Source organism: Mesorhizobium sp. B2-3-11 (assembly GCF_006442215.1).
GTDB classification, from domain to species: domain Bacteria; phylum Pseudomonadota; class Alphaproteobacteria; order Rhizobiales; family Rhizobiaceae; genus Mesorhizobium; species Mesorhizobium salmacidum.
This window is the reverse complement of sequence record NZ_VFVS01000016.1, coordinates 114,327-128,596: the sequence shown is the minus strand read 5'-3', so window position 1 is coordinate 128,596 and position 14,270 is coordinate 114,327. Positions and strand designations below refer to the sequence as shown.

The 14,270-nt window shown below is 63.8% G+C and carries 12 protein-coding genes; 6 read left to right on the top strand and 6 right to left on the bottom strand.

The genetic code is table 11. From position 1 onward, the window contains the following. Positions 1–7: 7 nt before the first annotated feature. Both FJ960_RS21250 and FJ960_RS21245 read right to left on the bottom strand, forming a co-directional pair. Complete coding sequence (locus FJ960_RS21250; protein WP_140716549.1) at positions 8–625, bottom strand: DedA family protein; 618 nt, start codon at positions 623–625, stop codon at positions 8–10. Further along, the gene (locus FJ960_RS21245; protein WP_140716547.1) at positions 622–1,221 is read right to left on the bottom strand and encodes an rRNA adenine N-6-methyltransferase family protein; all 600 of its coding nucleotides are present in this window, start codon (positions 1,219–1,221) and stop codon (positions 622–624) included. The genes FJ960_RS21250 and FJ960_RS21245 overlap by 4 nt, the downstream gene beginning before the upstream one ends. A gap of 289 nt (positions 1,222–1,510) precedes the next feature. Between FJ960_RS21245 and FJ960_RS21240 the strand changes: the two genes are divergently transcribed. Beyond that, positions 1,511–2,185 carry a response regulator transcription factor gene (locus FJ960_RS21240; RefSeq protein ID WP_140716545.1) on the top strand — a complete coding sequence of 225 codons (675 nt, stop codon included), beginning with the start codon at positions 1,511–1,513 and terminating at the stop codon, positions 2,183–2,185. A 10-nt stretch (positions 2,186–2,195) separates the two neighbouring features. Beyond that, positions 2,196–3,557: a HAMP domain-containing sensor histidine kinase gene (locus FJ960_RS21235; protein ID WP_140716543.1), complete on the top strand. Its 1,362-nt coding sequence runs from the start codon at positions 2,196–2,198 to the stop codon at positions 3,555–3,557. A gap of 118 nt (positions 3,558–3,675) precedes the next feature. Here the strand turns inward: FJ960_RS21235 and FJ960_RS21230 are convergent, their stop codons facing one another. After that, entirely contained in the window at positions 3,676–4,452 is a 777-nt protein-coding gene (locus tag FJ960_RS21230; protein ID WP_140716541.1) for a DeoR/GlpR family DNA-binding transcription regulator, read from the bottom strand. Positions 4,453–4,870: 418 nt separating this feature from the next. Between FJ960_RS21230 and FJ960_RS21225 the strand changes: the two genes are divergently transcribed. Together FJ960_RS21225 and FJ960_RS21220 are read left to right on the top strand one after the other, a co-directional pair. Next, on the top strand, positions 4,871–5,758 hold the full coding sequence (locus FJ960_RS21225; protein ID WP_140716539.1) for a phosphotransferase family protein: 888 nt from the start codon (positions 4,871–4,873) through the stop codon (positions 5,756–5,758). Further along, positions 5,755–8,208: an FAD-dependent oxidoreductase gene (locus FJ960_RS21220; protein ID WP_140716537.1), complete on the top strand. Its 2,454-nt coding sequence runs from the start codon at positions 5,755–5,757 to the stop codon at positions 8,206–8,208. The genes FJ960_RS21225 and FJ960_RS21220 overlap by 4 nt, the downstream gene beginning before the upstream one ends. Here the strand turns inward: FJ960_RS21220 and FJ960_RS21215 are convergent. Further along, the gene (locus FJ960_RS21215) at positions 8,205–8,837 is read right to left on the bottom strand and encodes a class I SAM-dependent methyltransferase (RefSeq protein ID WP_140509168.1); all 633 of its coding nucleotides are present in this window, start codon (positions 8,835–8,837) and stop codon (positions 8,205–8,207) included. The two genes, FJ960_RS21220 and FJ960_RS21215, sit on opposite strands and share 4 nt — an antisense overlap. Before the next feature lie 94 nt (positions 8,838–8,931). On the opposite strand from FJ960_RS21215, the gene FJ960_RS21210 reads away from it, so the two are divergent. Then, on the top strand, positions 8,932–9,834 hold the full coding sequence (locus FJ960_RS21210) for a phosphotransferase family protein (RefSeq protein ID WP_140716535.1): 903 nt from the start codon (positions 8,932–8,934) through the stop codon (positions 9,832–9,834). A 226-nt stretch (positions 9,835–10,060) separates the two neighbouring features. Here FJ960_RS21210 and FJ960_RS21200 read toward each other — a convergent pair whose 3' ends face one another. Together FJ960_RS21200 and FJ960_RS21195 are read right to left on the bottom strand one after the other, a co-directional pair. Then, complete coding sequence (locus FJ960_RS21200) at positions 10,061–10,984, bottom strand: DMT family transporter (protein WP_027142177.1); 924 nt, start codon at positions 10,982–10,984, stop codon at positions 10,061–10,063. An 82-nt stretch (positions 10,985–11,066) separates the two neighbouring features. Continuing rightward, positions 11,067–12,347 carry an amidohydrolase family protein gene (locus FJ960_RS21195; RefSeq protein ID WP_140716532.1) on the bottom strand — a complete coding sequence of 427 codons (1,281 nt, stop codon included), beginning with the start codon at positions 12,345–12,347 and terminating at the stop codon, positions 11,067–11,069. Positions 12,348–12,495: 148 nt separating this feature from the next. Between FJ960_RS21195 and FJ960_RS21190 the strand changes: the two genes are divergently transcribed. Beyond that, positions 12,496–14,250, top strand: coding sequence for an ABC transporter ATP-binding protein (locus tag FJ960_RS21190; protein WP_140716530.1), 1,755 nt, complete (start codon positions 12,496–12,498; stop codon positions 14,248–14,250). Positions 14,251–14,270: the final 20 nt, after the last annotated feature.

Sequence of the window (14,270 nt, the reverse complement as noted above, 5' to 3'; positions counted from 1 at the left end):
AGCGCGGTCAGCCGAGCATCAGCCTGATGCGGCGTCGCCATGTCGGGCCATAGCGCAACGCAAGCATGAAGGCCGTCTCAAGCGCCACGACGATGACGATGATGCGCAGGCCAACCGCGAAGGAATCCTGGCCACTGCCGCGCATGAGGTAACCGGTCAGGAGAAAGCCCGCATTCCATATGGTGGCGCCAAGCAGTGTCGCGGCCGCGAAAGGCAAGGCAGGCAGACAAAGCGCGCCAGCAGCGATCGGCAGGTAATTGCGCACCGTCGGGATGAACTGTGCCAGCAAGGACACCCTGACATGATTGCGGCGATAGGCCTGGCCAAGCTTGCGATAGGTTTCGGGGCGCAGGAAGACATATCTGCCGGTTCGTCCGATCAGCCTGTCGGCACGGTCGAAGCCGATCCGGCGGCCGACCGCATACCAGACAAGGCAGCCGGCGAAGGAGGCGGAAGTCGTCACCGCCAGCAGGATCGCCAGCGTCGCATGGTCAGGCGCCGCCGTCATACCGAGGAACAGCAGCAGCACATGCGAGGGCGGAATCGGCAGGATCTTTTCGGTGAAGGCGAGGCAGAAGACGCCGAACAGGCCGAAGCGGAGAATGGCCGACAACGGTCCGGTCATGCGAAGCGCCAGTCGTATGTTTCTGACGTCTTGATCCTGGCGATGCGATAGACCGTCGCCGGCGGGAAGTTGCGAAAGGTATGGCCAACCCGCGTGACCTCGAGATCGAGCCTGTCGAGCAGCGACTGGTCGAACGGGCAGCGCCGTCCAAGCGTGAACTGATAGAGTGCTCCGTCCGGGCGAAGGCTGGCGAAAACACCTTCGAGAATGGCGAGCGTCCTGCGCGGCGAGATCAGCCGGAAAGGCAAGCCGCTGACGGCAGCACCAATCACCGGCCGGTGAAAGAGCGACAGATGGCGCAGACCGACAGCATCCATCTCGAATATCCGGGCGGCCGGAAAGCGACGCTTGAGCAGTGCGGCAAAATCCGCATCGGATTCGATCAGCGTCAAATCTTCCTCCTTAACCCCGCGTGACAGCAGCGCTCGCGTGAACGGGCCGGTTCCTGGACCGAGCTCCAGCACGGGACCCGTCTCGGGTCCGATGTCGCGCGTCATCAATGCCGCCAGGCTGGAGCTGGACGGCGTGACGGAGCCGACCCTGAACGGCGCCACGGTCCACGCCACAAGGAAAGACAGAGCATCATTTGCAGGCATGGTAACCTCAATCCCGGACAACAGCACGCCAGATTGTGTGGCCAACTGATTCGTTTCAGCGCCATTTCGTTTCAACGTCGGGCCCGACCTGTTGCATATTCGGGCCCGACGCCTTCACGCCGGCATGGGCGATTCGTGCCGACCGGTGCTGTTTGCCGCGACTGGGTTGCATAGACATTGCGCGATCTCGAAGGCACAGAAAGCGTTTGTCGACCCGGGCCGTTCGGCTTTGCCATGTTTGCGCAATGTTGGCGCGGTAGCGCCCGAAGCTGCTGCTGGAGAATTGTCGATGCGAATCTTGCTGGTCGAGGACGAGCCTGAAATGGTCTCTGCCTTGCGTGCCGCGCTGAAGCGCCACGACATGGTGGTCGATCACGCCGGCTCGCTCATCGAGGCGGGAGGCTTCGTTGCCGCCGACAGCTATGACGCGATCCTGCTCGACCGCCAGTTGCCGGATGGCGACGGGTTGTCGCTGGTGCCCAGATTGCGTTCGGCCAAGAACACCACGCCAGTGCTGATGCTGACGGCGAGAGGCGACACATCGGACAAGGTCGATGGGCTGGACATGGGCGCGGACGACTATCTGGCGAAACCATTCGCCTTCGAGGAACTGCTGGCTCGCCTGCGCGCGCTGCTCAGGCGCCCGGCGCCGATGCAGTCGCAATTCATCCGTGCCGGCGATCTGGTGCTCGATGTCGGGCATCGCGAAGCGTCGATCCGTGCCGAACCGCTCAGCCTGCCGCGCCGCGAACTCCTGGTGCTGGAGGCGCTGATGCGGCGCACCGGCCGCATGGTGCAACGCGAGGCGCTGATGGACGCGGTGTTCGGCCTCGATGACGAGATCCAGTCCAACGCCCTCGACACACATGTCTCGCGCCTGCGCCGCAAGCTCGCCGATGCCGATGCCGGCGTGACGATCAACGGCATTCGCGGCGTCGGCTATCTCCTGCGCGAGACGACATGAGCGCCAAGCAATGAGCCTCAAGCGCCCGCGTTCGCTGAAATGGAGCCTGGTGCTGCGCATCGCCTTGCTGCAATGCGCGATGCTGACGCTGATCATCGTCGGCATTCTCGTCGCATTGCTCGCCACCGGGCTCATTCCGCACGATTATGAGGACGGCACAATGGACGTGCTGGCGGATGCGGTGGCGCGTGACGCAGGCGGGAAGCTCATCCTGCGCGAGACCTCGGACCTGACGAAGCTGCGATCCGAGGTCCCCGATCTCTGGTTCATCATCCGAGACAAGCAGGGCCAGCGGCTGCAGGAGGGCACCATGCCGCCCATCTTCCAGCCTTTCGCCGGATTGCTGGACACTATCAGCGACGCCCGTATCGACCACGCAATCGGGCAAACCGCGCCGCCGGAGGGGAAGATTCGCTGGACCGATACGGCGGCCGGCAATGTCCAGATCTTCACCGGCACCAAGGGCGGGCTTTCGCTGTTGCGCCTGCTCGACCAGGCGCCGCAATTCTTCCTGCAAGGCATATTGCCGCTCGCCGGGCTGATGGCGCTGGCTACGCTGTTCGCGACACCCTGGGTGGTGCGTGGCGCCCTTTCGGGCCTGGGCCATGCAGCCGCCGAGGCTGAGCGCATCGACATCGACCAGCGGGGTGTCCAGCTGCCGCTGAAGGACGTACCGACAGAGGTGACACCGCTGGTCAAGGCGGTGAATGCGGCCCTTGCGCGGCTCGACAAGGGCTATGAGCGCCACAAACGTTTCCTCACCGACGCCGCCCATGAGCTCAGGACACCGGTCGCCATCCTCAACACGCGCCTCGCCTCGCTGCCGGCGACACCGGAACGGGCACGGCTGCTGCAGGATGCAGCACGGCTCTCGACGCTGACCGACCAGTTGCTCGACCTGCAGCGTCTGGACCGGCAGACATCGCCTTTCGAAAAGGTCGATCTCGTGGCGATTGCGCGAGGCGTCATCGTCGACCTCGCGCCGATGGCATTCTCGGCCGGATACGAGATGTCCTTCGAGCCGGAGAGGGACACGCTTCTTGCCACCGGCGACCGCACCGCGATTGAACGTGCGGTGACCAACATCGTGCAGAACGCCATCGAGCATGGCGGCCGCGCCGGCAAGATCACCGTCAGCGTCACAACGCCCGCCATCATCGAGGTGCGGGACGAAGGCGACGGCGTGCCACCGGGCGAGCGGGAGCGCATTTTCGAGCCCTTCTACCGATTGCGCCCGCAGGATCATGGCGCCGGCCTCGGCCTCAACCTCGTGCAGGAGATCATGCATCTCCATGGCGGACGCATCGAAATCCTCGACGGCAAGCCCAGCGGCGCCTGCTTCAGGATGAGTTTTCGCGCGTTGGCGGCATAGCGTCGCCGCGAGTTCACACGGACGCCCGCGATGACATCAGTCGATGACAGACAGCAGACAACGAATTCCGGCGTCTATGCCGGAGACGCGACACGCCGATGCACAACATCGCCTTCGGCTAAATTCCCGCTTCGCCGCCGGCAATGCTGAGCCGCGCGCCGGCCTGTGCGAGGGCGGCGGCAATGTCATGCGGCGGCGCGCGATCGGTGGCGAGTTCGGAAAAGCCGTCGAAGCCGCAGACCTGAACCAAGCCCTGGCGGCCGAACTTCGTGTGGTCGGTGACGACGAGCGAGCGCTGGCCGCGCGACAGCACCATGCGGGCGAATTCCGCCTCGTCCAGATCAAAGTCCATGACACCCGTCGCCGCATCCACGGCGCCGGTGGAAATGATGGCGTGGCTGACCGAGAAGCGGCTGACGAACTCGATCGCCGACGTCCCGAACGCGGCTCCTGAATCGCTGCGCAGCTCGCCGCCGGCCATATAGACCTTGTTGCCGTTGATGGTGGCCAGCGTGCGGGCAATATCAGACGAGTTGGTGACGACCGTCAGGCGCCGGTGGCCGAGCAGTTCGCGCGCCAGGAACGAAGTCGTGGTGCCGGTGTCGAGCATGATCGATTCGCCGTCACGGATGGTGGCGGCAACCATGCGTGCGATGACCCGCTTGGCATCGGCATGCTCGCGCATGCGCCGTTCGAACGGCGCTTCGCCGATCATCGACGGCAGGCCAATGGCGCCATGCATCTTCAGAACCGAGCCGTCGCCGGTGAGCGGCTTGACGTCCCGCCGCACGGTTTCAAGGGAAACGCCCAACCGGTCGGCCAGGCTGGCGATGGTGACGGTTCCCTCTTCCTGCAGCAGCCGCAGGATCTCGCCATGCCGTTTCGAGTGGATCATATGTGCGCGTCCGGAGTTTGCCCGTTCCCAAGGCATTCCTAACGCTTTTAAAGGAATTGCCCATGCTTTCGGGCAAAATACCCAAAAAAAGTCACATCTTTTTATTGACAGAAGAGCAACCCTGGCGTGAAATCCAACCTTAACAGGGGTTCGGAGCTGCAGCGGGAGGGTGATTGGCAGAGCCGCAACTCATTGACCAGGCAGTCTGCAACGTGTCTGGCGCAAGGAATTTTCAGATCCGCGGGGGCGGATGCCGGGCTCAAAAACCTGGCCAAGGGGCTCGTCGGTGCGGTGCGGGATACCGATCCTGGCGTCCCGCACCGACGAGATCGGTTGCGTTTCTCCCCGCCGTCATTGCGTTGCCCAGGGCGCCTTGGCGAAACCCGGCAAACCAGCCCAGCAAACCAGGGATGATCCCGTGATTGCCGAAGACCGCATCCGCGCCCTGCCCTGCTGGACGGGCGCCATCGAGATCGCGCCGCTGCCCGGCGGCTTGAGCAACGCGAATTATGTGGTCACCGACACGGCCGGCAAACATGTCGTGCGCTTCGGCCAGGATTATCCGTTCCACCATGTCTTCCGCGAACGCGAGGTGATGACCGCGCGGGCGGCTCACGCCGCCGGGTTCGCGCCGGCGGTCCATTATGCCGAACCAGGAATCCTGGTGACGGCGTTTCTTCGCGCCAAAACCTATCTGGCCGAGGACGTGCGCGCCAATCTCGGCCGCGTCGCGGCGCTGATGCGCGGCTTCCACCGGGAGATGCCCAACCATATCTCCGGCGCCGGCTTCATGTTCTGGGTGTTCCATGTCATCCGCGACTATGCGCGCAGGCTTGAAGAAGGCGACAGCCGCAAGCGTGGTGACCTGCCGCGCTTCCTGGCGCTGGCCGACGAACTGGAGCGCGCCCAGAAATTGCTGCCGATCGTCTTTGGCCACAATGATCTTCTGCCTGCCAATATTCTCGACGACGGCAGCAGGCTGTGGCTGATTGATTTCGAATATGCCGGCTTCAACACGGCGATGTTCGACCTCGCCGGCGTCGCTTCGAACGCAGGCATGAGCGATGAGGAATCCTTCGCCTTCCTGACCGCCTATTTCATGAAGGAACCGGATGAGGCGATCCGCCGCTCGCACGCCGCCATGCAATGCGCCTCGCTGCTGCGCGAGGCGATGTGGAGCATGGTGTCGGAACTCTATCTCGACGCGCCCGGCATCGACTACGTCGCCTACACCGAGGAAAACCTGGTGAGGCTCGACGCGGCGCTGGAAAGCTACCGGACAAAATACGGGATCCTGAAATCATGACCTTGCCTAGCCAGGCCGCGATCGTCGTCATCGGCGGCGGCATCATCGGCTGTTCGACGGCCTATCATCTGGCGCGCGACCACAAGGCCGACGTGGTGCTGCTCGAACAGGGCAAGCTGACCTCGGGCTCGACCTGGCATGCGGCCGGCCTGGTCGGGCAATTGCGCTCGTCGGCCTCGATCACGCGGGTACTGAAATACTCCGTCGACCTCTACAAGGGGCTGGAAGCCGAGACCGGGCTCGCCACCGGCTGGAAAATGACCGGCTGCCTCAGGCTCGCCACCAATGCCGACCGCTGGACCGAGTACAAAAGGCTGGCGACGACGGCGAGAAGCTTCGGCATGGACATGCAGCTTCTGTCGCCCGCGGAGGTCAAGGCGATGTGGCCGCTGATGGAGACCGGCGATCTGGTCGGCGCGTCCTGGCTGCCGACCGACGGCCAGGCGAGCCCTTCCGACATCACGCAGTCGCTGGCCAAGGGCGCGCGCATGCATAGCGCCAAGCTCTACGAGGGGGTGTGTGTCACCGGCTTCGAGATGAAGGGCGACCGCATCACGGCGGTGAAGACCAATCAAGGCGACATTGCCTGTGACAAGGTGGTGAACTGCGCTGGGCAATGGGCGCGGCAGGTCGGCGCCATGGCCGGCATCAACGTGCCGCTGCAGCCGGTGAAGCACCAGTACATCATCACCGAGAAAATCGCGGGGCTGGCGACCGACGCGCCGACGCTGCGCGACCCCGATCGGCGCACCTATTTCAAGGAAGAGGTTGGCGGGCTGGTGATGGGCGGCTATGAGCCGAACCCGCAGGCCTGGACAACCGGTCTCCCCCGAGGCGACGTGCCCGACGACTGGGAGTTCCGGCTGTTCGACGACGATTACGATCATTTCGAGCAGCACATGGCTCAGGCGATCGCGCGCGTGCCGGCGCTGGAGACGGTCGGCGTCAAGCAGATGATCAACGGGCCGGAAAGCTTCACGCCCGACGGCAATTTCATCCTCGGCGTGGCGCCCGAATGCGCCAACATGTTCGTCGGTGCCGGCTTCAACGCTTTCGGTATCGCCTCGGGCGGCGGCGCCGGCTGGGTGCTGGCGCAATGGGTGGTCGACGGCGAGGCGCCGCTCGACCTGTGGGTGGTCGACATCAGGCGCTTTTCCAACCTGCACCGCGACCGGCAATGGGTGTGCGAGCGCACGCTGGAAGCCTACGGCAAGCACTACACGATCGGCTTCCCGCACGAAGAATACGTCAGCGGCCGGCCGCGCATCGTCTCGCCGTTGTATGAGCGGTTGAAGCAGCAACACGCCGTGTTCGGCTCGAAGCTCGGTTGGGAGCGGCCGAACTGGTTCGCGCCGAAGGGCGTCGAGCCAAAGGACCTCTATTCGATGGGCCGGCAGAACTGGTTTGCCGCCGTCGGCGACGAGCACCGGCACGTGCGCGAGCATGTCGGCATCTTCGACCAGTCGTCCTTCGCCAAATATGAGCTGAGCGGCCCCGACGCGGCCAAGGCCCTTGACTGGATCTGCGCCAACGACGTCAGCAAGCCGGTCGGCCGGCTGACCTACACGCAACTCCTCAATACGCGCGGCGGCATCGAGGCCGACCTGACCGTGTCGCGGCTGGCCGAGGAAAAATTCTACATCGTCACCGGCACCGGTTTCCGCACCCATGACGCCTCGTGGATCAGCGACCATATTGGCGGAGGCCTCGATGCCCAGCTCGCCGATGTCACCGAGGATTTCGGCACGCTGTCGCTGATGGGGCCGCGCGCCCGCGATGTGCTTTCGGCCGTGACCAATGCGGATGTGTCGAATGCCGGCTTCCCGTTCGGCCATGTGCGGGAAATCGTCATCGCGGGTCACACGGTCCGGGCGCTGCGTGTCACCTATGTCGGCGAACTGGGCTGGGAGCTGCATGTGCCGATCGCCGCCACCGGCGAAGTCTTCGACGCGCTGATGGCGGCCGGCGGGAAGCACGACATCCGGCCGATCGGCTACCGCGCGCTGGAATCGCTGCGGCTGGAAAAGGGCTATCGCGCCTGGGGCTCCGACATCACGCCCAATGACACACCGCTGGAGGCCGGGCTGGGCTGGGCCGTAAAGCTGCGTAAGAACACCGACTTCGTCGGACGACGCGCACTTGAGAAAGTTGGCGGCGCGTCCCTGACGAAGCGCTTTGCCGGCTTTACGGTCGACGATCCGGAGATCGTGCTCGTGGGGCGCGAGACCATACTGCGCAACGGCGAGCCGGTTGGCTATTTGACCAGCGGCGGCTACGGCTACACGGTCGGCAAGAACATCGGTTACGGCTATGTGCGCAACGCCGAGGGGGTGAACGATGATTTCCTCGCCTCGGGCAGCTATGAACTGGTGGTCGCGATGCAGCGGACGCCGGCTCAAATCTGTCTTGAGCCGCTATACGACCCGGCAATGGAGCGCGTGAAGGCTTAACTCACGCGCAAAGCGAGGCCGCGGCTGGGGACGGTATCGGCCTCGCCAGGCATCGAGACGTAGGGACGTGTTTCCTCAATGCGGACGACTAGGCCCTGCGCCTCGAGTTCGGCGATGCGCGCGGCAAAGCCCTGATCCCACAACGTGTTCTTGACCGTCAGCACGATCACTCCGCCCGGCCGGCAGATGCGGATCAGTTCGTCCAAACCGTCGGCGCCGACATGACCCGAGGTGAACACACCGGCCGAGATGATGCCGGCATAGGTGTCGTTGGCAAAAGGCAGGTCACCGCCGAGTGCCAGGCAGTGCAGCGCCGAATAGACGCCCTTGCGCGCGGCCTGATCCAGCATGCCCTGTGAGATGTCGAGCGCCTCGACCTGGGGATAGCCGGCAATGTCGAGCCATTCGCCGATCAGCCCGGTACCTGCCCCGGCGTCGAGCAGCGGGGCTGAACCGCGCGGCAGATGGCGGGCCAGCAAGGCAAGGCAGATCGTCGGGTGGCGGTAGCCGGCGGCCGACATGTCGGCGTCATAGGTTTGCGACCACCTGTCATAGAGTGCCGCTACCTCTTCCGGGCGCTTGGCCGCGTAGGCCTCGCCGAGCGCGCCTTGATGTTTGCCGTCCGTCACGTGTCGACCAATCCCTCGTCTTGCCGGGATGATAGCCAAACGGCGAAAATTGTGGAACCGTTGTCTCAAAGAAATAGCGCGTGGGGACGCAGGCATGGTGACAGACGAGGCGCGGGCAAAACTTGCCGCCATTCCGGCGCTGGCCGGCTACACCGGGCCGCTGGAACGGCTTGGCGGCCTCACCAACCTCGTCTTCAAGGCCGGCGATTACTGCCTGCGCGTTCCGGGCAAAGGCACCGAGGAATACATCAACCGCGCCAACGAAGCGGTGGCGGCACGCGAGGCGGCAAAGGCCGGCGTCAGTCCCGAAGTGCTGCATGCCGATGCCGCCACGGGCCTGATGGTGACGCGCTACATCGCCGATGCCGAGACGATGTCGCCGGAGAAATTCAGGGAGCGGCAGGGCAGTCCGGCCCGGGCGGCCGAGGCCTTCCACAAGCTGCACGCGTCCGGCGCGGTATTCCCCTTCCGCTTTGAGCTGTTTTCGATGATCGACGACTATCTCAAGGTGCTGTCGACCAGGGATGTCGCCCTGCCCGCCGGCTATCATGACGTGGTGCGCGCGGCCGGCAGCGTGCGCTCGGCCCTTGCCGTCCACGCCTTGCCCCTCGTCGCCTGCCATTGCGATCCGCTGTGCGAAAATTTTCTCGATACGGGCGAGCGGATGTGGATCGTCGACTGGGAATATTCCGGGATGAACGACCCTCTCTGGGATCTCGGCGATCTCAGCGTCGAAGGCAAGTTCGACGCGGCCCAGGACGAGGAGTTGATGCGCGCCTATTTCGGTGGCGAGGCGAAGCCGGCGGAGCGCGGCCGCGTCGTCATCTACAAGGCGATGTGCGACTTGTTGTGGACGCTGTGGGGGCTGATCCAGCTCGCCAACAACAATCCGGCCGACGATTTCCGCGCCTATGCGGACGGCCGCTTCGCGCGCTGCAAGACGCTGATGGAGACAGAGGAATTTTTGCGGCACCTTGCTGCGGTACGCCAGGGCTAAAGCGCGTCGCGGTGAAGCGTATTCATGCGACGCGCTTTAGATTTTTGTTTTGATGCATGTCGTTCTCCCAGAACCGAGGCCACTTTTGAGCGACATGCATTGGGGCACCCGAAATCCGGGCCCTACAGCATGTCGCGGCGAACAGGATTCGCCGCGACATGCTGTAAGCTTCTGATTTAATGCATGTCGTTGTCCCGGAACCGAGTACACTTCCGGGCGACATGCATTAGTTCACACCCTTCGGCACGTTCTCCGGCGGCACCGTGGTGTCGACCACTTTCTGGCGATGGAAGATGAACAGGCCGGCCAGAACGATGATGCCGGAGCCGATCAGGATACGCGGGCCGGGAACGTCGCCGAAGAACACCAGCCCGAACACCACCGCCCACAGGAGCAGCGTGTAGTGCAGCGGCGCCAGTGTCGAGGCCGGCGCCAGTTTCAGCGCCCGCGTGATCATCAGATGCGCACCGCAGGAGACGATGCCGAGCAGCAGCATGGCGCCGAGATCGAGCGCCGACGGCGTCTTCCAGGCACCGATGGTCAGCACGCCGCCAACCAACAGCGTGCCGATCGTCTGCCATGTCACCAGATTGGTGTCGCTGGTGCCGCGCAGGCGCCGGTTGAGGATGATGGCGAATGCGAAGGCAAGGCTGCCGACAAGCGCGAAACCCGATGACAGCGAAAACGCGGCAGAGGACGGTTTCAGCATGATCACCACGCCGCAGAAGCCAAGCAGGATCGCCACCCAGCGGCGCCAGCCGACCTTTTCGCCAAGCAGGAAATGCGATAGCGCCGCCACATAGATCGGGCCAGCCATGTAGAAGCTCATCACATCGGCAAGCGGCAGAAAGACGACGGCGGCGTAGAACAAAGCGGTGTCCAGCGTCGTCGCCACCACGCGCAGGACCTGCAGCCCGGGCCGTTCCATCTGGAACAGTCTGCCAGCGCCCTGGTTGGCGATCATCGGGCCGAGCACGATGAAGGCGCCGATAGAGCGGATCAGCACCACCTGGCCGACGGAAAAGCTGGTGACCAGCCATTTGCCCATCGCGTCGTTCAGCGCAAACAGAAAGTCGCCCGCCAGCATCAGCAGGATGCCGGCCAGAAGCACATTCTTGACCATCGAATTCCGGGCGACGGGCTCAACCATGCCCGGCTCCTAGACTCAAGCGCCAACTTTGACGAGTGGGAATCGAAGAAACGGTAAGATCCGCCGCGGAAATCGGCTGTATCTACCCGGATTTGTGCCGCCGGTTCACCTGCGACGGCCTGCCGGAGATCGAAAGCCTGGTATCCTGCCTTGTCCGCTCCGCCACCACCTTGCCCCTGGCGATGACGTAGATGCGCTCGGCGCGCAGGCGCAGGGCCTCGATCGGATTGCCGGCATCGAGGATCACCAGGCTGGCGCGCTTGCCGACAGCCAGGCCAAGATGATCGAGGCCCATGATCGCCGCGTTGACGTTGGTGACCATGTCGAAGCAGCGCGCCATGTCGGCGGGGCTCGACATCTGGGCGACATGCAGGCCCATGAAGGCGACGTCGAGCATGTCGGCGGTGCCCAGCGAATACCAGGGATCGAGCACGCAATCCTGACCCCAGCCGACACGGATGCCCAGCGCCTGCATTTCCTTGACCCGCGTCATGCCACGCCGCTTCGGGAACGTGTCTTGACGGCCCTGCAGCATGATGTTGATCAGCGGGTTGGGGATCGCGGAAACACCGGCCTCGGCGATCAGCGGCAACAGTTTCGAGACGTAGTAATTGTCCATCGAATGCATGGAGGTTAGGTGCGAACCGGCCACCCTGCCCTGCAGGCCGAGGCGCTGCGTTTCATAGGCCAATTGCTCGATGTGACGCGACAGCGGGTCATCTGTCTCGTCGCAATGCAGGTCGACCAAGAGGCCGCGTTTTGCCGCGATCTCGCACAATTCGGTCACCGAGCGCCTGCCGTCGGCCATGGTGCGCTCGAAATGCGGAATGCCGCCGAGGATGTCGACCCCCATGTCCAGCGCGCGCATGGTATTTTGGCGCGCCGTCGGCGAGCGATAGAACCCGTCCTGCGGGAAGGCCACCAATTGCAGATCGATGTAAGGGGCGACGGCCTTCTTGACCTCCAGCAGCGCCCCGACCGCCAGCAGCCTGTCGTCGCAGACATCGACATGGGTACGGATGGCCAGCAGCCCCATCGACACCGCCCAGTCGCAATAGGCGAGCGCCCGATCGCGCACCGCTTCGTGCGTCAGGAGCGGCTTCAGTTCGCCCCACAGCGCAATGCCCTCGAGCAGCGTGCCCGACGCGTTGATGCGCGGAAGACCATAGGAAAGTGTGGCGTCCATATGGAAATGCGGATCGACGAAGGGCGGCGACACCAGATTGCCACGGGCGTCGACCTCGGTCCCCGCGGAACCCTCGAGCTTCGGCTCGATCGCAATGATCGTCTCGCCGCTGATCCCGATGTCGGCGATGCCGCCATGCGGCAGCGTGCCGCCACGAACGATTAGGTCGAAATCCATCTCTCATCATCCCGCTTGAAGAATCACAGTTGCATCGTGTCTCAAAAGGCAGCCTGCCGCAGCGGTTTCTTTCCATGGCGGCAAGGTTCCCTCCGGCGGCAACTCCCTCTATAAGCCGCCTTCGTCATCCCGGCATCAAGGATCAGCCGTGTTTCGCTTCTTCCGCTCGACGGAAAACCAGCGCCTCGTCGCAAGGCTGCTCCAGGAATCGTTCCGGCAGCACAGGGCCGGCTACGCCGCCGCCATCCTGTCGATGCTGGTGGTGGCCGGCATGACGGCCGCCAGCGCCTGGATCCTGCGCGAAATAACCAATGAATTCGTGATCGACAAAAGGGTCGATCGCGTCAACATGATTGCCGTGGCGGTCGCCGCGATCTTCATCGTCAAGGGCGTCGCCAACTTCGTCCAGGCCTACTTCATGAGCCGGGTCGGCAACGCCATCATCGCCGAACGGCAGCGCAAGATCTACGACCGCATCCTGGCGCAAGGCATCGAATTCTACCACTCGACCTCGTCGTCCGACCTGATCACCCGCATGACCAACAATGCCCAGGCGGCGCGCAACGTGCTCGACCTCATCGTCACCTCCTATGTGCGCGACCTGGTGACGCTGGCTGCCTTGATTGGAGTCATGGTCTGGCAGCAGCCGGCGCTGTCGCTGATCTGCTTCGTCGTCGGTCCGCTGGCCATCTATGGCGTCAACCGCATCCTGAAGCGTGTGCGCAAGTTCGCCGCCATGGAGTTCCGCTCGGTCGGCCAGATCGTCCAGGTGATGCAGGAAACCGCGATCGGCGTGCGCGTGGTCAAATCCTTCAACCTCGAAGGCTTGATGCGCAAGCGCATGTACAGGGCGGTGTCCGATGTCGAGGACCGGGCCAACAACATCGCCGCGCTGGAAGCGGTGACCAATCCGGTGATGGAAACGCTGGCCGGTCTGGCGATCGCCGGCGCCGTCATGGTCAGCGGCTTACTGGTTCTGAAGGGCGGCCAGATGCCTGGCAACATCATGGCCTTCATCGCGGCGCTGCTGCTTGCCTATGAGCCGGCAAAGCGCCTCGCGCGCGTCCGTATCTCCCTGGAAAGCGGCATTGTCGGCGTGCGCATGATGTTCCAGTTGGCCGACGAGCCTCTGACATTGGCCGAGAAGCCGGATGCAAGGCCGCTTCATGCCGGACCTGGCGAGATCCGGTTCGACGCCGTCAGCTTCGCCTATCAGAATGGCCCGCCAGTACTTGACCGGTTCGACCTGGCTCTTGCGGCCGGCAAGATGACGGCGCTGGTCGGCCCCTCTGGCGGCGGCAAGTCGACGATCCTGAACCTTATCATGCGCCTATATGACCCGAAGAGCGGCAGGGTGCTGCTTGACGGACAGGACATTTCCTATGTCACGCTCGCCTCGCTTAGGGAAAAAATCGCCTATGTCAGCCAGGACACGTTCCTGTTTGCCGGCACGATCATGCACAACATCCGGCTTGGGCGGCAGGATGCGACCGACGACGAGGTGATCGCAGCGGCCAAGGCGGCCAACGCGCATGACTTCATCATCGCGCAGGCGAAAGGCTACGAAACGGATGTCGGCGAGAATGGCGGTCTTTTGTCGGGCGGTCAGCGCCAGCGCATCTCGATCGCCCGCGCTATGCTGCGCAACGCCGAAATCCTGCTGCTGGACGAAGCGACCAGCGCGCTCGATGCCGAATCCGAGGCGCTGTTCCGCGATGCGCTGCAACAGCTGACGGAGGGGCGCACCACGATCGTCATCGCCCACCGCTTGTCGACCGTGCACCAGGCCGACACGATCGTGGTGCTGGAAGCCGGCAAGGTGGTGGAAAGCGGCCCGCACAAGACCCTGCTGGGGCAAGGCGGGCTTTACCAGAAGCTTTATGAGTATCAGCTGATGCCGTGAGGTTTTTTCCTTCTCCCTTG